Annotated in this window: 14 protein-coding genes and 1 pseudogene; 3 read left to right on the forward strand and 12 right to left on the reverse strand. The window is 61.8% G+C overall.

The genetic code is table 11. The features are described 5' to 3' along the window. Positions 1 to 28: 28 nt before the first annotated feature. The 9 genes and pseudogenes from trpE to AERO9A_RS04020 form a co-directional block, all read right to left on the reverse strand. A complete protein-coding gene (gene trpE, locus AERO9A_RS03975) occupies positions 29 to 1507 on the reverse strand; it encodes an anthranilate synthase component I (protein ID WP_159970605.1) in 1479 nt (492 codons plus the stop codon). 321 nt (positions 1508 to 1828) lie between these two features. Then, positions 1829 to 2499: pseudogene (locus AERO9A_RS03985) on the reverse strand (phosphoglycolate phosphatase); the annotation flags it as partial. Next, complete coding sequence (gene rpe, locus AERO9A_RS03990; RefSeq protein ID WP_012019851.1) at positions 2496 to 3170, reverse strand: ribulose-phosphate 3-epimerase; 675 nt, start codon at positions 3168 to 3170, stop codon at positions 2496 to 2498. The pseudogene AERO9A_RS03985 and the gene rpe, both read right to left, overlap by 4 nt. 154 nt (positions 3171 to 3324) lie before the next feature. Continuing rightward, on the reverse strand, positions 3325 to 4152 hold the full coding sequence (locus AERO9A_RS03995; RefSeq protein ID WP_159970607.1) for an ABC transporter permease: 828 nt from the start codon (positions 4150 to 4152) through the stop codon (positions 3325 to 3327). A 194-nt stretch (positions 4153 to 4346) separates the two neighbouring features. Further along, complete coding sequence (locus AERO9A_RS04000; protein WP_159970608.1) at positions 4347 to 5594, reverse strand: ABC transporter permease; 1248 nt, start codon at positions 5592 to 5594, stop codon at positions 4347 to 4349. 66 nt (positions 5595 to 5660) lie between these two features. Further along, entirely contained in the window at positions 5661 to 6692 is a 1032-nt protein-coding gene (locus AERO9A_RS04005) for an ABC transporter substrate-binding protein (protein ID WP_159970609.1), read from the reverse strand. A 52-nt stretch (positions 6693 to 6744) separates the two neighbouring features. Next, positions 6745 to 7842: an ABC transporter ATP-binding protein gene (locus AERO9A_RS04010; RefSeq protein ID WP_159970610.1), complete on the reverse strand. Its 1098-nt coding sequence runs from the start codon at positions 7840 to 7842 to the stop codon at positions 6745 to 6747. 381 nt (positions 7843 to 8223) lie between these two features. Beyond that, a complete protein-coding gene (locus tag AERO9A_RS04015; protein ID WP_159970611.1) occupies positions 8224 to 8853 on the reverse strand; it encodes a response regulator transcription factor in 630 nt (209 codons plus the stop codon). After that, on the reverse strand, positions 8850 to 11258 hold the full coding sequence (locus AERO9A_RS04020; RefSeq protein WP_159970612.1) for a PAS domain S-box protein: 2409 nt from the start codon (positions 11256 to 11258) through the stop codon (positions 8850 to 8852). Before AERO9A_RS04020 ends, AERO9A_RS04015 begins: the two co-directional genes overlap by 4 nt. 115 nt (positions 11259 to 11373) lie before the next feature. Here AERO9A_RS04020 and AERO9A_RS04025 point away from each other — a divergent pair, with 115 nt between their 5' ends. Further along, entirely contained in the window at positions 11374 to 12357 is a 984-nt protein-coding gene (locus tag AERO9A_RS04025) for an alpha/beta hydrolase family protein (protein ID WP_159970613.1), read from the forward strand. Between the two features lie 4 nt (positions 12358 to 12361). Here AERO9A_RS04025 and AERO9A_RS04030 read toward each other — a convergent pair whose 3' ends face one another. The 3 genes from AERO9A_RS04030 to AERO9A_RS04040 are packed head-to-tail and all read right to left on the reverse strand — an operon-like array spanning position 12362 to position 14814. Further along, positions 12362 to 13123 (reverse strand): DnaJ domain-containing protein, encoded by a 762-nt coding sequence (locus tag AERO9A_RS04030; RefSeq protein ID WP_159970614.1) that lies wholly within the window; start codon positions 13121 to 13123, stop codon positions 12362 to 12364. After that, the gene (gene murU / locus AERO9A_RS04035) at positions 13124 to 13795 is read right to left on the reverse strand and encodes an N-acetylmuramate alpha-1-phosphate uridylyltransferase MurU (protein ID WP_159970615.1); all 672 of its coding nucleotides are present in this window, start codon (positions 13793 to 13795) and stop codon (positions 13124 to 13126) included. It abuts the gene before it with no gap. Then, entirely contained in the window at positions 13792 to 14814 is a 1023-nt protein-coding gene (locus AERO9A_RS04040) for an aminoglycoside phosphotransferase family protein (RefSeq protein WP_159970616.1), read from the reverse strand. Before AERO9A_RS04040 ends, murU begins: the two co-directional genes overlap by 4 nt. Positions 14815 to 14938: 124 nt before the next feature. Between AERO9A_RS04040 and AERO9A_RS04045 the strand changes: the two genes are divergently transcribed. Further along, on the forward strand, positions 14939 to 17725 hold the full coding sequence (locus AERO9A_RS04045; RefSeq protein ID WP_159970617.1) for an LPS-assembly protein LptD: 2787 nt from the start codon (positions 14939 to 14941) through the stop codon (positions 17723 to 17725). Further along, the gene (surA, locus tag AERO9A_RS04050) at positions 17706 to 18998 is read left to right on the forward strand and encodes a peptidylprolyl isomerase SurA (RefSeq protein WP_159970618.1); all 1293 of its coding nucleotides are present in this window, start codon (positions 17706 to 17708) and stop codon (positions 18996 to 18998) included. Before AERO9A_RS04045 ends, surA begins: the two co-directional genes overlap by 20 nt. The last annotated feature ends 70 nt before the right edge of the window (positions 18999 to 19068 follow it).

The raw sequence follows: 19068 nt of genomic DNA on the forward strand, positions 1-19068 counted from the left end.
GAGCTGCCCTTTTCGTTATGCGCTCGGATCAGCGCGAGCCCTGCTCCGCCAAGGCCACGGCCTTGAACATGGCGCGGCGCTTGTTCAGGGTTTCTTCCCATTCCAACGCAGGCACCGAATCGGCAACGATGCCCGCGCCAGCCTGTACATGCAGTTCGCCGTCCTTGATCACCGCGGTGCGAATGGCGATGGCGGTGTCCATGTTGCCGTTCCAGGCGTAATAACCAACCGCGCCGCCGTAGACGCCACGCTTGACCGGCTCCAGCTCGTCGATGATTTCCATGGCGCGGATTTTCGGCGCACCGGACAGGGTGCCGGCCGGCAGGATCGCGCGCAGTGCGTCCATCGCCGACAGTTCGGGCTTGAGCTGACCGGTGACGTTGGAAACGATGTGCATGACGTTGGAGTAGCGTTCGATGACCATTTTCTCGGTCAGCTTGACTGAACCGACCTGCGATACGCGACCCGTATCGTTGCGGCCCAGATCAATCAGCATCAGGTGCTCGGCGACCTCCTTGGCATCGGCGAGCAGATCCTGCTCCAGCGCCAGATCGGCCTCTTCCGTGGCGCCACGCGGGCGCGTACCGGCAATGGGGCGCACGGTGACCAGGCCATCTTCGACACGTACCAGCACTTCCGGCGAGCTGCCGACCACATGGAAGTCACCGAAATTGAAGAAGTACATATAAGGCGTCGGATTGATACAGCGCAGCGCGCGGTACAGATCGATAGGCGCCGCCGTGAACGGGATCGACATACGCTGGGAAATCACCACCTGCATGCAGTCCCCGGCCAGGATGTACTCCTTGATGGAGTTGACCGCCGCCTCGTAGTCAGCCTTGCTGTAGCTGGAACGAAACGCCGGTTCCTCGCCCTGCGCAGCGGCCAGATCCACGCCCAGACGCGGGGTGATCGGCTGACGCAGCTTGAGCAGCACATCACGCAGACGCGCCTGCCCCTGTGCAAAAGCATCAGGCTCAGCCGGATCGACCAGCACGATGGCGTGCATCTTGCCGGCCAGGTTATCGAACACCACCACCGCATCGGACACCATCAGCAGGATATCCGGCGTGCCCAGCGTGTCGGGATTCACGCCATCAGCCAGCTTGGGCTCCACATAACGCACGCTGTCATAGCCGAAGTAACCGACCAGGCCACCGTTGAAACGCGGCAGACCGGCGATGGTCGGCACCTTGTAGCGCGCCTTGAACTGCTCGACGAACGCCAGCGGGTCGCGGCTGGTGTGGCGCTCGACCTCGACACCATCGGTCGTAATCACAACCTCGTGCCCCTGCACACGCAGCACGGTGCGCGCCGGCAGGCCGATGATCGAGTAGCGCCCCCATTTCTCGCCACCCTGCACGGATTCGAGCAGGTAGGAGTTGGGCGCGTCAGCCAGTTTCAGGTAGATCGACAACGGCGTGTCGAAGTCGGCGATGGTTTCGCAGGCGAGCGGAATGCGGTTGTAGCCTTCAGCGGCCAAACGCAGGAATTCTTCGTGGGTCATGATTAGCCTCGTGGCTCGGGAAATCGGTCAGATGCAGACGGGCCGCGCACGGCGGCAGGACGAGATCAAGCGCGCCAGCGCCAACGGGCCAGAGCCTTGATCACTTTCATCCAGAGTTTGCAGGTAACCACCACAAAAGCATCTCGACAGGCGGGGAATAAGGAGAGCGGGCACGTTAGCAGCTACACGCCAAACGCTGCAAGCGGGGCAAAGCGCTAGCTTGGTAGGAGCGGATTTATCCGCGATCTTAATTGCCCGTTTCGCGGATAAATCCGCTCCTACGAAAGCCGAATGGCACAACTGGAGATGTGTCAGAGCAGTTCGGCGAGACTATCGACCAGCAGTTGCGGCTCTTCCTCGGCAATCGGGCGGCCATGGTTATAGCCGTAGCTCACCGCCACGCAAGGCACGCCAGCAGCGCGGGCAGCCAGTACATCATTGCGCGAGTCGCCGACGAACAGCGATTGCGCCGGGGTAACATCAGCCAAGCGCATCACCTGCAATAGCGCCGCCGGGTCGGGCTTTTGCTGCGGCAGGGTGTCACCGCCGATGATCCACCGAAAGTACCCACCGAGGCCGACCTGCTCCAGCAGCGGCGCGACGAAACGCTCCGGCTTGTTGGTGACCACCGCAAGCTCGACAGCCGCCGTGCTCAGCGCTTCGAGCAGTTCATGTACACCTGGGTAGAGCGCAGTCAGGTGATGACAGTCGGCATAGATATCGAGAAAGCGCGCCAGCGCCTCTTCCGTCTCGGCCTCGCCCACTGCCGAATGATCCAGACCACCGGCCAGAGCGCGACGCACCAGCACCCGCGCGCCATTACCGACCCAATCACGCACCTTCTCGACACCAGCCGGCGTACGGCCCAGCTCGACCAACATGCGGTCGATGGCCTCGGCCAGATCCGGCACCGAGTCGATCAGCGTGCCGTCCAGGTCGAACATCACCAGGCGCGGCAGCTCGCCGCCGCACAACACGCGCAGCGGTTTCATCCACGCACCTGGGCCAGTTCGGCACGCATGGCGTCGATCACCGCCTTGTAGTCCGGCTGGTTGAAGATCGCCGAGCCGGCGACGAAGGTGTCGGCGCCCGCCTCGGCGATCTCGCGGATGTTCTGCACGTTGACGCCGCCGTCGATTTCCAGGCGAATCTCGCGGCCGCTAGCATCGATCAGCGCGCGCGCTTCACGCAGCTTGTCGAGGGTGCCGGGGATGAACTTCTGCCCGCCGAAGCCAGGGTTGACGCTCATCAAGAGGATCATGTCGACCTTGTCCATCACGTACTTGAGCACGTCCAGCGGGGTGGCCGGGTTGAACACCAGGCCGGCCTTGGCGCCGCCGGCCTTGATCAGTTGCAGGGAGCGGTCGATGTGCTCGGACGCTTCCGGGTGGAAAGTGATGTAGCTGGCGCCCGCTTCGATGAAGTCGCCGATGATGCGATCCACCGGTTTGACCATCAGGTGCGCGTCGATGGGCGCGGTGATGCCGTACTTGCGCAGCGCCGCGCAGACCATTGGGCCGATGGTCAGGTTGGGCACGTAGTGGTTGTCCATGACATCGAAATGGACGATGTCGGCGCCAGCGGCGAGTACGTTGTCCACTTCCTCGCCCAGGCGGGCGAAGTCAGCGGAAAGGATCGACGGGGCGATGGCGAAGGGTTGCATGGCGCACCTCTGAGGGCTTGAGTCACGGTGGCGCGCATTGTAACGGCTCAATGGCTATCTGACAGCGCTACGGGATCAGACGCGCCAATTCGCCTCATAGCAAAAGGCCCCGCCGGTTTCCCAGGCGAGGCCTCATTCATGCAACCGCGACGTTCTATTCCGGCGTCGAAGTGCGCAGCTTCTCGCTACGCCCGCGCAGCCACTCCAGGGTCAGCAGCAGCAGCACCGAGAAACCGATCAGCAGGGTGGCGGCGGCGGCGATGGTCGGTGACAGGTTCTCGCGGATGCCGCTGAACATCTGCCGTGGCAGGGTGGCCTGCTCGGGGCCGGCGAGAAACAGCGTCACCACCACTTCATCGAACGAGGTGGCGAAGGCGAACAGCGCGCCGGAAATCACCCCCGGCGCGATCAGCGGCAGGGTCACCCGGCGGAAGGTGGTGATTGGCGAGGCGCCGAGACTGGCGGCGGCACGCACTAGGTTGTGGTTGAAGCCCTGCAGCGTAGCCGACACGGTGATGATGACGAAGGGTACGCCGAGCACCGCGTGCACCAAAATCAGCGACAGGTAGCTGTTACCCAGGCCCAGCGGCGCGAAGAACAGGTAGCTGGCGACACCGATGATCACCACCGGGACGATCATCGGCGAGATCAGCAGGCTCATCACCAGCGCCTTGCCGCGAAACTCGCCACGGGTCAGGCCGATGGCCGCCAGAGTGCCGAAGCCCATGGCCAGCATGGTCGCCGCCGGGGCGATGATCAGGCTGTTCTTCAGCGAACGCATCCAGTCGGCGGACATAAAAAAGTCTTCGTACCAGCGCAGCGAGAAGCCCTGCAGCGGGTAGACCAGAAAGGTGCCGGAGTTGAACGACAGCGGCACGATCACCAGCACCGGCAGGATCAGAAACAGCAGCACCAGAGCGCAGATAAGGCGCAGGCCGTAGTACCAGAGGCGCTCGATGGGCGACATATAGGGGCTGAGCATGGGGCATTACTCCACTTGAGCGTTTAGCTCCCCTCTCCCGCTTGCGGGAGAGGGGCTGGGGGAGAGGGCGCTCTTTTGCGCCATTCTCCCGAGTTCGGTTACCGAGAAGCAGTGGTGCAAAAACAAGCACCCTCTCCCGCCCTTCGGGCACCCTCTCCCATAAATGGGCGAGGGTCATCAGATGCAGACCGCTTTTAGCCAAGCCGCAGTTTGCTGGCGCCAACCAGCCAGCTATACACCACGTAGAGCACCAGCGTCGCAGCCAGCAGCAGGCCGCCGAGAGCAGTGGCCATACCCCAGTTGATGGTGGTGTTGGTGTAGAAGGCGACGAAGTAGCTGATCATCTGGTCGTTCGGACTGCCCAGCAGCGCCGGGGTGATGTAGTAGCCAATCGACAGGATGAACACCAGCAGGCAACCGGCACCGACACCGGCCAGAGTCTGCGGGAAGTACACCCGCCAGAAGCTGGCGAACGGGTGGCAACCGAGCGACACCGCCGCGCGCATATAGCTGGGCGAGATGCCCTTCATCACGCTGTAGATCGGCAGGATCATGAACGGCAGCATGATGTGCACCATGGCCACGTAAACGCCGCTGCGGTTGAACACCAGTTGCAACGGCTGCTCGATGATGCCCAGCGACATCAGCGCGGTGTTGATCAGACCGCCGGACTGCAAGAGCACGATCCAGGCCGCAACCCGCACCAGAATCGACGTCCAGAACGGCAGCAGCACGAGAATCATCAGCAGGTTGCCGGAACGGGTCGGCAGGTTCGCCAGCAGGTACGCCAGCGGATAAGCCAGCACCAGACAGATGGCGGTGATGACCAGGCTCATCCAAAAGGTGCGGGCGAAAATATCCAGATAAATGGCCTGATCCGGCGTAGCCTGGGCCAGTTCACCGAGGTCATCGATGCGATGATCGAGCGCGGCCAGCAGGTAATACGGCGTCACCGACGAGGCATTGCGGCGAATAACCTGCCAATAGGCGGGATCGCCCCAGCGCTCATCCATATCGAGGAAGGCGGTCTGGTAAGAAGTCGGCTCTTCACGTAGCGGCAACTTGCGTGCGGTGCTGCTGACCAGGCTACGGAAACCTGCCAGCTCCATGTTCAGGCGCTTGGACAGATCGCCCAGGCTCTGATTGCGGCGCGCCTCGGCGATATCCGTGGCAATCGCCCGATACACCGCCTCCTCCGGCAAGCCGCGGCCATCCCAGGCGGCAATCGCCTCGACGGTACGCGGCAGGCTGCCGACCACTTCCGGGTTATCCACGCTGCGCAGCAGCAAGGCGCCGATGGGCAGCAGGAAAGTCAGGAAAAGGAACAGCAACAGCGGCAGGATCAGCGCCTTGGACTTCAGACGATTGAAACGCTCGGCACGGGCCAGACGCTGCTTCAGGCTCAGCCCAGGCAAATCGTTGGCAGGCAGTACGGCGGCCATGGACAACTCCGCAAGCAAGAAGAAAATTCAGACGGCCCCGCCGCAGGGCGGGGCCGGATAGGCGACTTAACGCGCGGCCCAGGCGTTGAAACGCTGCTCCAACTGCTCGCCATAGTCAGCCCAGAAGGTCACGTCGATAGCCACCTGGTTGGCGATGTTGTCCGGCGTGGTCGGCATCAGATTAAGACGCTCCGGCGCCAGCAGCTCGATGGCCTTTTTGTTGGCCGGGCCGTAGGCGATGTTTTCCGAGTAGGTCTTCTGCGCTTCAGGCTTGACCGCATAGGCGATGAATTCCTTGGCCGCTTCGGCGTTCTTGGCACCACGCGGGATGGCCCAGGAGTCGAAGTCGTAGATGCCGCCGTTCCACACCACCTGCAGGTTGCTCTCGGCTTGTACGGCAGCGATACGGCCGTTGTACGCGGAACTCATCACCACGTCACCGGAAGCCAGGTACTGCGGCGGCTGGGCGCCAGCTTCCCACCACTGGATGTTCGGCTTCAGCTCGTCGAGCTTCTTGAACGCACGATCCTGGCCTTCTTTGGTGGCCAGCACCTTGTACACGTCCTTGACCGGCACGCCGTCAGCCATCAGGGCAAATTCCAGGGTGTACTTGGCGCCCTTGCGCAGACCACGCTTGCCTGGGAATTTCTGCACGTCCCAGAAATCGGCCCAACTGGTCGGCGCCGCGCTGAGTTTGTCGGCGTTGTAAGCCAGTACGGTGGACCAGACGAAGAAGCCGACGCCGCACGGCTGGATGGCGCCATCGATGAAGTTGGACTGATCGCCAAACTGCGCCGGGTCGAGTTCCTCGAACAGACCTTCATCACAGCCACGCGCGAGTTCCGGTGACTCCACCTCGACCAGATCCCAGCTCACGCTGCGGGTGTCGACCATGGCTTTGACCTTGGCCATTTCACCGTTGTATTCGCCGCCGATCACCTTGTTGCCGGTGTCCTTCTCGAAGGGTTCGTAGAACGCCTTGACCTGCGCCGCCTTGTTCGCGCCGCCGAAGGAAACCGCTGTCAGATCCACCGCCAGTGCCGGCATTGCACAGCTAACGCCCAGGGCCAATGCCGCGAGCTTCAGGGTTTTCGTCATTCTTATCAGCTCCTCTGTGTTACGGGTAAAGGTGAAGCACTGCGCGAACGGCTCACTCGGCTTGGAGTGGATCCAGCGCGCGGACATGCTCGACAGACCAGCCGAGCGGAACCAGGTCACCAACCGCCAGGGTCGAGTCCAGCTCGGCCACCGGTTGCTTGACGTAGAAATCGGATTGGCCGCAGACCTCCATGCGGATACGCACGTGATCGCCCAGATAGATAAATTCGGCAATGCGCCCGGAGAAACGATTCGGGCAGTTCTCGCTATGACCGTTGAGACGGATACGCTCGGGGCGAATCGACAGGCTCACCGCCTCGCCGACGGCGCCGACGTTGACCGCCATGGCGCGCACTTCTTCACCGCGCGCCAGGCGCACCACGCACTGCTCGCCATCGCGGCTGAGCAGTTCCCCCGCCAGACGATTGTTCTCGCCGATGAACTGGGCGACGAAGGTGTTGTGCGGGGTTTCGTAGAGTTCGCGCGGCGGCGCGATTTGCTGGATTTCGCCCTGATGGAACACGGCCACACGGTCAGACATGGTCAGTGCCTCGCCCTGATCGTGGGTCACGTAGACCACGGTGACGCCCAGGCTCTGGTGCAGATGCTTGATCTCCATTTGCATGTGCTCGCGCAACTGCTTGTCCAGCGCGCCGAGCGGCTCGTCCATCAGCACCAGTTGCGGCTCGAACACCAGTGCGCGGGCCAACGCCACGCGCTGCTGCTGGCCACCGGAAAGCTGGCCCGGATAACGATTGCGGAAATTATCGAGCTGCACCATCGACAGGGCGCGCTTGACCCGCTCACTGATGTCGGTGCGCGACATACCACGCACGCTCAGGGGGAAGGTAAGGTTCTCCGCCACGGTCATGTGCGGGAACAGCGCGTAGTTCTGGAACACCATGCCGATATCGCGTTTGTGCGGCGGCAGTTTGTTCAGCGAGCGTCCATCGAGCAGGATCTCGCCAGCGGTCGGCGTTTCGAAACCGGCCAGCATCATCAGGCTGGTGGTCTTGCCGGAACCGGACGGGCCGAGCAGGGTCAGAAACTCGCCCTTGCGGATATCCAGGTTGAGGTCTTTGACGATCAGCGTTTCGCCGTCGTAGCTCTTCTGCACGCCGCGGAAGCTCACCAGTACATCGTTTGCCATCACACCACACCCTTGTTCTTGTCTCAGGCCGATGAACCAAGAGTAGGCCGCCAAGGCAAAGGTGAAAAATCGGGCGGGATGACAAGCTGATATCAGGCGGGCGGAGAATCTCGTGTAGGGATCGCCCTACAAATTCCGAGTGATCGTGTCGGTTATCGAAGGCACCCCATGGCTAATCCATGAGTAGGGTGGACAGCGCTTTTCATGTCCGCCCATGCGGATGTACCCATATCGCAACGGTGAATGAAAAGAGCGTCATCCACCCACGGCTTTCGAGTCCCCCACGAAGTGTGGGAGCGGCTTTAGCCGCGAAGCTTCGCGTTCTCTAGCCAATCGCGGCTGAAGCAAAATGCCGGCCAGCCGCTCCCACAGAGCCAGCTCTCAGACCAGACGATGCTCCATGGCGTAGCGCACCAGATCGGCCACCGAATGCGCGCCGAGCTTCTGCATCAGGCGCGCCTTGTGGGTGCTCACGGTCTTGTTGCTCACGGCCAGGTGCAGGGCGATATCGTTGACGCCCTCACCGCGCACCAGGCGCTCGAACACCGAGAACTCACGCTCGGACAGTTGCGCATGGGGCGGGCGCGAATCGGTCAGGCCCACTTCGAAGACCATGCGGTCGGCCAGTGCCGGGTCGATATAACGACCGCCGCTGGCGACCTTGCGCACGGCAGTGATCAACAGCGCCGGATCGCTGTCCTTGGTCGCGTAACCGGCAGCCCCGGCCTTGAGCGCACGCGCCGCCATCTGCGCTTCGTCATGCATCGACAGCACCAGAATCGCCGGCGCCTCGCTCAGTGCACGAATTCGTGGAATGGCCTCCAAGCCGTTGACGCCAGGCATGGAGATATCCAGCAACACCACATCGCACGGTGTACGACGCAGCACCTCAAGCAGTTGCTCGCCGTTGCTCGCTTCCCCCGCCACTTCAAGATCGCGCGCCATGCCGATCAGTTGCTTGATGCCTTCCCGCACGATGGTGTGGTCTTCGGCCACCAGAACCCGAATCACGCCGATACCTCCTCATTGACCGCTATGCGCGCGCACAGCGTAGTGCCCTCGCCCGGTTGGCTGTCAATCTGCAACTGACCGCCAAGCATGAGCATGCGTTCTTGCATACCAACCAGGCCGAACGATTGTCCTGGCTTGCGCAATGCTGGGTCGAAACCCTTGCCGTCATCGATGACCGACAAGCACAGGCTGTCCCCCTCCCAGCACAAGCGCACCTCGACGCTGTGCGCGCCGGCATGACGCATGACGTTGGTAAGCGCCTCCTGCAGGATACGGAACAGGCCAATGGCCTGCGCATCAGGCAGTTCCACGAGTTGCTCCGGCACGCTCACCAGGCAGGGAATCTGCGTACGCTCCTCGAAACGCCGCACCTGCCACTCGATTGCCGAAGCGATACCGGCATCGAGAATCGGCGGGCGCAGCGCCGTGGCCACATCGCGCACCAGTTGGAAGAGCTGCGCAATCAGGCGCTTCATGCTGGCCAGGCGCTCATCAAGAGCCGGAATCTGCCCGGCACAGGCCAATTCACACATGGCCGTTTCCAGCTTGAGCACGGTCAGCACCTGCCCCAGTTCGTCATGCACTTCGCGGGCGATACGCGCTTTTTCTTCTTCGCGCACGCTCTCCAGGTGCGCCGACAAATCGCGCAAGCGCGCTCGCGAGTCGGCCAGGGCCAGTTCGGCCAGCTTGTTCTCGGTGATATCCCAGAGAATGCCGTCCCACACCACCCGACCGCCGCCAAGTGAACGCGCGGTGGTACGAATATCAGCCCACAGCACCTCCTGCTCGGCGGTCAGGATGCGCCCTTGCCAATACCAGTCGCTCTCGCCTTCTAAGGCCAAGGTTTGGCTGTTGAGGTAGCTGTGCAGATCCTGCGGGTGCACCAGACTGCGAATACCACGATCCTCACGCTGCAACTCGTGCGCAGGCCAGCCGAGCATTTCCTGACTGGCCTCGCTGATATAGGCGAAATTGACCACCTGCCCAGGCCCGGCCCGCTCCAGGCGGAAAACCAGACCCGGCACATTGCCGGCAATCCCCTTGAAGCGCGCCTCGCTCTCTTCCAGCGCCGCGCGGGCGCGACGGCGTTCAGTGACATCACTGAGAAACACCACCAGGTACTCGGCTTGGCGATAACGCAGAAAGCTCAGCGATACGTCAGTCGGCATCCGGCTGCCATCGGCGCGCAGGCAATCGATTTCGAAGCTGGCGACCGCATCATCCTGCTCGCGCACACGCCGCCACAGATTCAACCAGCGATCCATGTCCAGGCCGGGCTCAAGATGGCTCAAAGGCTTGTCCACCAATTTGCCCGCGGGATAACCGAGCATGCGCTCAGCCGCTCGGTTGGCGTAGCGCAGATGGCTGTCCCAGTTGACCCAAAGAATGCCGACCGTGCTGTGGTCAATGGAAAATTGGCTCAGGCGCAGCGCTTCGGCGGCCTGTTGGTGATGATCAAGCTCACCACGCGCGCTGAGCAGGTCACGCTCCAACAAGCGCGTTTGCTGACGCTGGCGATAAAGCGCCGTGCCGCCGATCAACAGCATCAGGCAGAAGAACAGGGTGATGGTTTTCCAGAAGCCGACAAAGTCGCTCATCTGCGGATAACGCAGCGGCAGCCAGCGTTCACGCAGGTCTTCCAGTTCTCGCGCAGGCATGGCTTGTAAGGTGCGATCGACAATGGCTGCCAGTTCCGGGGCATCGATGCGCGAAGCCAGGCGCAGCAGTTGCGGCAAGCCGATATCGCCGACGATACGCAAATTCGCGAAGCGCGATTCGCGCAGCAACAGGCTCAAGCTGGCCTCATCTAGCACGGCGTAGTCAGCCTCTTGATTGAGCACTCGCTGCAAGGCCGCGCGCTCGGTACCGAGCTTCATCAGACGCAGATTGCTGTGCGTGCGCTCTAGGTAGTCCGCCGCCTGACTGGGCGCACGCACGGCCACCAACTGCTCCAACGCGAGTTGATCCAGTTCCACAGAGCCGCTACCACTGGGCTCACCGACCACCAGATGCGGGACACGCAGGTACGGCATGGAGTAATGCCACAGGCGCAACCCGGCAGGCGTCTGCTGCATACCCGGCGCCAGATCCACCTCACCGGCCTGCACAGCCTGCTCCAGTGCATCGAGCGATGAGTAGAGGCGCCAGTCAGGCGTTACCCCCATGCCATCGAGCAAACGCTGCATCAATTCAACATTGGCGCCAGACAGATGCCGATTGCGCTCCATCTGCACCCAGGGCGCCTGCCGTACCAGCCCGACACGCAGCACCGGATGAGCCGCCAGCCAAGCCTGCTGCTCGGCATCAAAGGTCGGCCGCAGCGACATTCGGTTGGACTCAGCCCAAGCAGGCAAGCCACCCAGCAGCAACCAGAGCGGGAAAATAAGGGCGAGAAGAGACTTCATAGACGGGGCGAATCCACAAGCGCGACAGCCTAAGTTAACCCAGACCAAGGATCACCGCCTGACAAACACAGCGCTCGGCATTAGGCTCAGACAAAGAAATTTTGGAGAATCCTCGATGCGCGCCACCTCGCCTGCCCTGCTCGGCCTATGCCTGCTTATCAGCGCCTCGGCCTGGGCCCAGGAATCAGCGCCGGTCAACAGCGCAACACCCGCCGATGCCACAACACCCCCCGAGAATGAGCGCCAGCCCCTGCCGGAGCGTAGCGTCAGCGAAACGCAAGCACTGGAGCAACGCCTGGACAAACGCGAACAGCAGATGCTGCAAGCCAACCAGGAAAGCTTTCTCGCCCTATGGCTGCCGGCCAATGTCGGCGAGCCGACAGGCGCGATCATTTTACTGCCCGCAGATATGGAAAATGCCAACGATGCCCAGGTCATCGGCCCATTACGACGCAAGCTGCCTGACAGCGGCTGGAATAGCCTGAGCCTGACCCTACCCGACCCGGACGGCGACCCTCTGCCACCGCGCAGCACCACCCCGACACCTGCCGAGAACAGCACGAATCCGCCGACAGAACCTTCAGCCAAAGCCAATGGCGAAGCGTCGCCCCCAGCCGAAGCGGCCAGCAATACCCCCACCATCCCCAGCCCACAGGAGCGCCGCGACGCACACGCCGAACGGGTGATGGCACGCATCGACGCCGCCATCGAGTTTGCCAAGCAGCAAGAGTCAATACATATCGTCTTGCTGGGGCATGGCAGTGGCGCTTATTGGGCGATTCGCTACCTCAACGAACGCAAGCCGGCCTCGGTACAAAACCTGTTGATGGTGGCGCCTACAGTACCGGCAGGCTTCACGCCGCCGCTGGACGAACTGGTGACACAACTGCCGGTGGCAGTTGGCGACTTCTACTACAGAGATCAGGTCGAGGAGCGCAATGCAGCACTCAAGCGTCTGCAGGCCAGTAAGCGTGCCAAGCTGCCCACCTATATACAGGTCGCCATGAAAGCCCTGCCGGGCAATCGTGCGGTCGAACAGGAACAGCTCTATCGCCGCCTACGCGGCTGGCTAAAGCAGCACCTGCGCAAGCTGAGCTAGCGCATCAGCGCAGCCCACGGCGCTGACGGATCAACGCATAGGCCTGTTGCAATTGCCGGGTGATTTCGGTGGCCTCGCGGATACGCTCGGGCGACGCCCCGGAACCAACCAGCTTGTCCGGGTGATGGCGACTGAGCAAACGTCGGTAGGCACGTTTGATCACCTCCGGCTCGGCATCCGCGGTCACGCCCAGCAGGCGCAGCGCCTCCTGATAACTCCCACCCGCCGACGTCGGCTGCTGGCTGCGCTTGGGTGCATATTCCTCGCCCAAGCGCTCAACGCGCGCCGCGTCCCAGCCCAACCACTTGCCCCAAAGCCGGATCAGCTCATGTTCACTGGGCGCCACCCGACCATCAACCCAAGCCATGCGCCAGCAAGCCCTGAGCAAAGCCTCGGCCCGCTCACGCTGACGCTGCAAGGGCGCACGCAGGTTGTCACGGCCAGTCTTGCCACGGGCGAAAGCATCGATGGCGCGACGCTGCGCCACGTCGTCCAGGCCCATGCGCTGCATCTCCGAGCGAGCCTGTTGAATGTGGCTCGGCACGACACGCCCACCACTTTTGGCCAGGCGCCCGAGCATGACAAACAGCAGTTCGTCATCAATTGCGGCATGGCGCCCGCCCAAGCGCTCACGCAAGGCATGCCAATCATGCAGACGCAAGCGTCGATCAAGCACCTGACCGAGCAAGCCGCCCAGCAAAGCACCCGGAATGCTGGCCAGCGCCCAGCCTGCTGCCGCACCCAACACCGTTACCGGCCACAACACCTAAGCGGACTCCATCAATAGTTGCTCGACCTCGGCCAAGCGCTCATGGGTACCGACATCGATCCAGCGCCCAACATGTCGCTCACCACTGACCTGATCCGCCGCCATCGCCTTACGCAGCAACGGAGCAAGCTTGAACGCACCTGGCTGGCAGCCGACGAACAGCTCAGGGCTAAGTACGGCGATACCGCTGTAGGTCAGGCGTTCGCCGTCTGCCTCGGCATCCTGCACCTGGCCTTGGCGCAGGATGAAATCACCCAGCGGGTGGTGCACCGGGTTATCCACCAAGACCAAGTGCGCCAGCCCAGTCAGAGGCCGACGCAGCTCGGCGAAAGCGTAGTCGGTAAAGATATCGCCGTTGACCACAACAAACGGGGCAGCGCCCAGCAGCGGCAACGCCTTGCAGATGCCACCGCCGGTCTCCAGCGGCTCGCCCTCCGGCGAATAGGCAATGCGTACACCGAAGCGCGCGCCATCGCCAAGGTAGTCCTCAATCTGCTGCCCCAGCCAAGCGTGGTTGATTACCAACTCGGTGAAACCAGCAGCGGCCAAGGCCCGCACGTGATATTCGATCAACGGCACACCTGCCGCCTTCACTAGAGGTTTCGGTGTATGCAGAGTCAATGGCCGTAAACGCTCGCCCTTGCCTGCTGCAAGAATCATCGCCTTCATGAGCGAACCTCATCTACGGAGAGGCAGGCCAGCAGCTCACCGAGCTCGGCCAATTCGGGCCGGCGCGCCAGCACCGCCTGGATATAGGCGAAGAAGCGCGGCACGTCGCCCAGGTATTTGGGCTTGCCGTCGCGATGACAGATGCGCGCGAAGATGCCAATTACTTTCAGATGACGCTGCACGCCCATCAGGTCGCTGGCACGCAGAAACTCATCCAGTGACGACTGCACCGCAATACCGGCCTGCCCGGCGCGCTGCCAGTAGTCCTGCAGCCAGCTTCGTACCCGCGCCTCGGGCCAGCTCAAGAATGCGTCCTTGAACAGGCAGGTGATGTCGTAGGTCACCGGGCCATAGACGGCATCCTGAAAATCCAGCACGCCGGGGTTAGGCGTGCTCTGCATCAGATTACGCGGCATGAAGTCACGGTGCACCAGCACCTTGGGCTGCGCCAGCGCACTGTCGATCAGCAAGCGACTGATCCGCTGCCAGGCTGCCTCCTGCTCAGGCGTAAAGCTGCGGCCAAGATGCCGCTGCACATACCACTCGGGGAATAACTGCAATTCGCGGCGCAGCAGCGCTTCATCGTAATGCGGCAAGTCGCCGTCAAGCGGCAGGCGCTGCTGCAACAGCAAAGCCTCGATGGCGTCATTGAATAGGGCATCGGCATTGTCTCCACCGATCACGTCTAGGTAGGTCTGACGCCCCAGATCATCGAGGATCAGAAAGCCCTGCTTGAGATCAGCCGCCAACACCTCGGGCACATGCACACCGGCGCCGGCCAGCAAGGCAGCGATTCGCACGAAGGGCGCGCAATTTTCCTGAGGCGGCGGCGCGTCCATCAGAATCAAGCTGCGTTCACCGGCCTGCCAACGAAAATAACGGCGGAAACTGGCATCGCTGCTGGCAGGCGTCAGTTCGGCCTCGGGAACCTCACCCCAGCCGCGTGCAGCAAACAGAATGGGCAATTGCTCGGCAAGCCAGGCTTGCAGGTGTTGCAGACGTACATCGTGTTCGGACATCTAGGGGTCTCCGACGGCGCTAGCCGTTGCGCGGGTCATGCTTTATTATCCAGCATCTTTTTCAGCCCATCGAGAGGCGTGCGGCCCCTGGGCCGATAGCGCGCAGGAAGCCCGGACTAACAAGATGGCAGTCAAACACCCCGCGTTTCGCAAGAAGTTCCCGCTGCTGGTTACCGGCAGCCTCCTGGCCTTACAGCCCGCCTTCAGCCTACAGGCGTTCGCCGCAGAGCAATACGACTGCTCGGCGTCGCCCACCGGTGGCTGGGCCTGTGCCCCCAAAAGCGCAGCTAGCACTCTACCTCCGCGCCCGGTACACAGCCGTGACGCCGTCAGCGCGCCTGGAACACCGGCAGCCGAGGCGACCGCCAAGCAGGAGGCTGGGCCAACACTGGTCACAGAGAGCAAGGGGCGAGCCCTGGCCTCACGCAGTGCTGACTACAGCCACATCGACTGGGTTCCGCGTGACAAGCTGACCGCAGCGCAATTGGCAGAAGCAGGCCCTTATTGCGCTGGTGCCTATGTCGAGCCACTGCGCCCCGGCATGGACGACACCACGCCGCTGAATGAAGCCCCCATGTTCGTCTCGGCCAAAGCCTCGCGCTACGAGCAGGAACAGCAGGTGGCAACCCTGGCCGGCGATGTCGTACTGCGCCAGTCCGGCATGCAAGTCGAAGCCAACGAAGCCAGCCTGCACCAGGCGGAAAATCGTGGCGAACTGGTCGGCAATGTCCGTCTGCGCGACAAAGGCATGCTGGTTGTCGGTGATCGTGCCGACCTGCAACTCGACAACGGCGAAGCTACGATCGACAACGCCGAGTACGTGCTGCACCAAGCGCATGTACGCGGCAGTGCGCTGTACGCCAAACGTGAAGAAACCGCGATCATCCGCCTCAAGGATGGCACCTACACCCGCTGTGAACCGGGTGACAATGCCTGGCACCTGAAGGGCAACAACGTCACGCTGAATCCGGCAACCGGCTTCGGCACCGCAACCAACGTGACGCTACGGGTCAAAGACATTCCGGTGTTCTACACCCCGTACATCTACTTCCCGATCGATGATCGCCGTCAATCCGGTTTCCTGCCGCCAAGCTTCAGCACGGCGAGCGACACCGGTTTTGCATTGCAAACGCCGTACTACTTCAACCTGGCGCCGAACTACGACGCCACGCTGTACCCGACCTACATGACCAAGCGCGGCCTGCTCATGGAAGGCGAGTTCCGCTACCTGACCAAGAGCAGCGAAGGCCAAGTTGGCGGCGCATGGCTCAACGACGAGGAAGACGAGCGCAAACTGCAGTCGGAATACGCCGACCAGCGCTGGATGTATAGCTGGCAGCACAAGCAAGGCCTCGATTCGCGCCTGCTCGCCGAGGTCGACTACACCGACATCAGCGACCCGTACTACTTCCAGGACTTGAACAGCGACCTGGGGATCGACAACGGCTCCTACGTCGATCAACGCGGCACGCTCACCTACCGCGGCGACAGCTACACCGCCAAACTGAACCTGCAGTCTTACGAGTTGACGACGATCACCGACATCACCCCGTATGATCGTCTGCCGCAATTAACGCTTAACGGCAAATTGCCCTTCGAGCCGGGCGGCCTGAATTTCGCCTATGCCACCGAGTTCGTGAAGTTCGACCGTAGCCTGCGCGACGGCAACTATATCAACAAGGATGGCAACCCAGAGCAGTGGTATGACGCCCGAGTCCGCGGCCTGGCCCGCGCCAATGGTGAGCGCCTGCATCTGGAGCCGTCGGTCAGTCTGCCGATGACTTCAAGCTGGGGCTTCATAACGCCGAAGATTAAGTACCTGCAGACCAACTACGACCTGACTCTGGATAGTCAAGGTAAGAGAGACCTGGCCCAGGCCAATCCAAACGACTTCTTCTTCGGTCAAAATTACAGCAGCAGCCAAAACCGCGGCCTGGGCCTGTTCAGCGTTGACAGCGGCCTGTACTTCGACCGTAACACCCAACTGTTCGGCAAGGACTACCGCCAGACCCTGGAGCCGCGCGCCTTCTATCTATACGCGCCTGAAGAAGACCAAACCGACATCCCTGTGTTCGACACCAGTGAAAGCACCTTCAGCTATGGCTCGCTATGGCGTGAAAACCGCTTCACCGGTAAAGATCGCATCGGCGACGAAAACAAGCTGTCGCTGGGTGTGACCAGCCGCTGGATCGAACCGAACGGCTTCGAGCGTCAGCGCTTCAGCATCGGCCAGGCGTTCTATTTCGAAGACCGCAAAGTGCAGATGCCGGGTATCGACTATCGCACCCGCGAGGACGCCACGGCTGACGTTTCGCCCTACGCTCTCGAATACCAATACCGCTTCAACCGTGACTGGCGCCTGAACTCCACCTTCAACTGGGACCCGGATCAGCGCAGCACCCGCTCAGGTAGCGCCATGTTCCACTACCAGCCGGAAGACAACCCGAACAAGGTGGTCAACCTGGGCTATCGCTACCGCAACGACACCGTACGATACGACCAGGCAAGTGGTCAGTGGCGCTTTGGTGGCGACTACGGCACACCTGGCACTGCGGGTTACATCAAGGACTACTACAAGATCAGCCAGCATGACTTCTCCGTCATCTGGCCGCTGGTTCCGCAGTGGAGCGTAATTTCGCGCTGGCAGTACGACTACAACCGCAACCGTACGCTGGAAGCCTTCGGCGGCTTCGAGTACGACAGTTGCTGCTGGAAACTGCGCCTGATCAACCGTTACTGGGTCGACTACGACGAAGTCAGCCTCAACCCGTCGCGTAACGACGAAGCCGACCGCGGCATCTTCCTGCAGATCGTCTTCAAGGGACTCGGCGGCGTTATCGGCAACAAGGTGGAAACTTTCCTCGACCAAGGCATTCAAGGTTACCGTGAACGTGAAGACCAAGCTTTCTGATTACCTGCGCCCCCTGCTGTTGGGCGCAGCGCTACTGGCGGCAACGGCGCATGCCGAAGTTCGCCCGCTGGACCGTGTAGTGGCCATCGTCGATAACGACGTGGTCATGCAAAGCCAACTCGATGCACGCCTGCGTGATGTCGAACAAACCATCGCCAAGCGCGGCGGCGCCATGCCACCCGAAAATGTGCTGAGCCAGCAGGTACTTGAGCGCCTGATCATCGAGAACATTCAGCTACAGATCGGCGACCGCTCCGGCATTCGTATCAGCGATGAAGAACTGAACCAAGCGATGGGCACCATTGCCCAGCGTAACGGCATGTCGCTCGAACAATTCCGCGCAGCGCTGGCCCGCGATGGCCTGTCCTATGCAGATGCTCGCGATCAGGTCCGCCGAGAAATGATCATCAGCCGCGTGCGCCAGCGTCGCGTTGCTGAGCGTATTCAGGTTACCGACCAGGAAGTACAAAACTTCCTCGCCTCCGACCTCGGCAAAATGCAACTGTCGGAGGAGTACCACCTGGCCAACATCCTGATTCCGGTTTCGGAAGCAGCCTCGTCCAGCGAGATCCAGGCAGCCGATCGCCAATCTCAGGACATCTATAAACAACTACGACAAGGCGCCGACTTCGCTCAACTGGCCGTCGCCCATTCGGCTAGCGAAAACGCCCTGGAAGGCGGCGAGATGGGCTGGCGCAAGGCAGGTCAACTGCCGCCTCCCTTCGACACCATGCTCAACTCGCTGCAGCCGGGTGAAGTGACCGAACCGGTTCGCACCCCCGGCGGCTTCATCATCCTCAAGCTGGTCGAGAAGCGCGGTGGCGACACTCAGGTACGGGACGAGGTGCATGTGCGCCATATCCTGATCAAGCCAAGCGAAATCCGTAGCGAAGAAGAAACCCAGCGCCTGGTCGAGCGCCTTTACCAGCGCATCCTTGCCGGCGAAGACTTCGCGGAACTGGCGAAAAGCTACTCCGAAGACCCCGGCTCGGCCCTCAACGGCGGCGATCTCAACTGGATCGACCCGAGCGCGCTGGTACCCGAGTTCCGCCAGGTCATGAACAACACCCCTAGCGGTGAGTTGTCCAAGCCGTTCAAGACGCCTTTTGGCTGGCATGTCCTGCAAGTGCTTGGCCGCCGCGCGACCGACAACAGCGAGGAGTTCCGCAAACAGCAAGCGGCCAACTTGTTGCGCAACCGCAAATACGACGAAGAGCTGCAGACCTGGCTACGCCAGATCCGCGATGAGGCCTATGTCGAAGTCAAGCTATAGGCCGTAGTGAACACAAAAGCCCGGCGCCTGCGCCGGGCTTTTTCGTTATGGCCACAGGCAGATTAAACTG

Source organism: Pseudomonas sp. 8Z (assembly GCF_902506535.1).
GTDB lineage: Bacteria > Pseudomonadota > Gammaproteobacteria > Pseudomonadales > Pseudomonadaceae > Aquipseudomonas.

What these genes read in the sequence shown, in the direction of transcription:
- trpE (WP_159970605.1), bottom strand. Translation starts at nt 1,507, where the DNA reads ATGACCCACGAAGAATTCCTGCGTTTGGCCGCTGAAGGCTACAACCGC.
- rpe (WP_012019851.1), bottom strand. Translation starts at nt 3,170, where the DNA reads ATGCAACCCTTCGCCATCGCCCCGTCGATCCTTTCCGCTGACTTCGCC.
- AERO9A_RS03995 (WP_159970607.1), bottom strand. Translation starts at nt 4,152, where the DNA reads ATGCTCAGCCCCTATATGTCGCCCATCGAGCGCCTCTGGTACTACGGC.
- AERO9A_RS04000 (WP_159970608.1), bottom strand. Translation starts at nt 5,594, where the DNA reads ATGGCCGCCGTACTGCCTGCCAACGATTTGCCTGGGCTGAGCCTGAAG.
- AERO9A_RS04005 (WP_159970609.1), bottom strand. Translation starts at nt 6,692, where the DNA reads ATGACGAAAACCCTGAAGCTCGCGGCATTGGCCCTGGGCGTTAGCTGT.
- AERO9A_RS04010 (WP_159970610.1), bottom strand. Translation starts at nt 7,842, where the DNA reads ATGGCAAACGATGTACTGGTGAGCTTCCGCGGCGTGCAGAAGAGCTAC.
- AERO9A_RS04020 (WP_159970612.1), bottom strand. Translation starts at nt 11,258, where the DNA reads ATGAAGTCTCTTCTCGCCCTTATTTTCCCGCTCTGGTTGCTGCTGGGT.
- AERO9A_RS04025 (WP_159970613.1), top strand. Translation starts at nt 11,374, where the DNA reads ATGCGCGCCACCTCGCCTGCCCTGCTCGGCCTATGCCTGCTTATCAGC.
- murU (WP_159970615.1), bottom strand. Translation starts at nt 13,795, where the DNA reads ATGAAGGCGATGATTCTTGCAGCAGGCAAGGGCGAGCGTTTACGGCCA.
- AERO9A_RS04040 (WP_159970616.1), bottom strand. Translation starts at nt 14,814, where the DNA reads ATGTCCGAACACGATGTACGTCTGCAACACCTGCAAGCCTGGCTTGCC.
- AERO9A_RS04045 (WP_159970617.1), top strand. Translation starts at nt 14,939, where the DNA reads ATGGCAGTCAAACACCCCGCGTTTCGCAAGAAGTTCCCGCTGCTGGTT.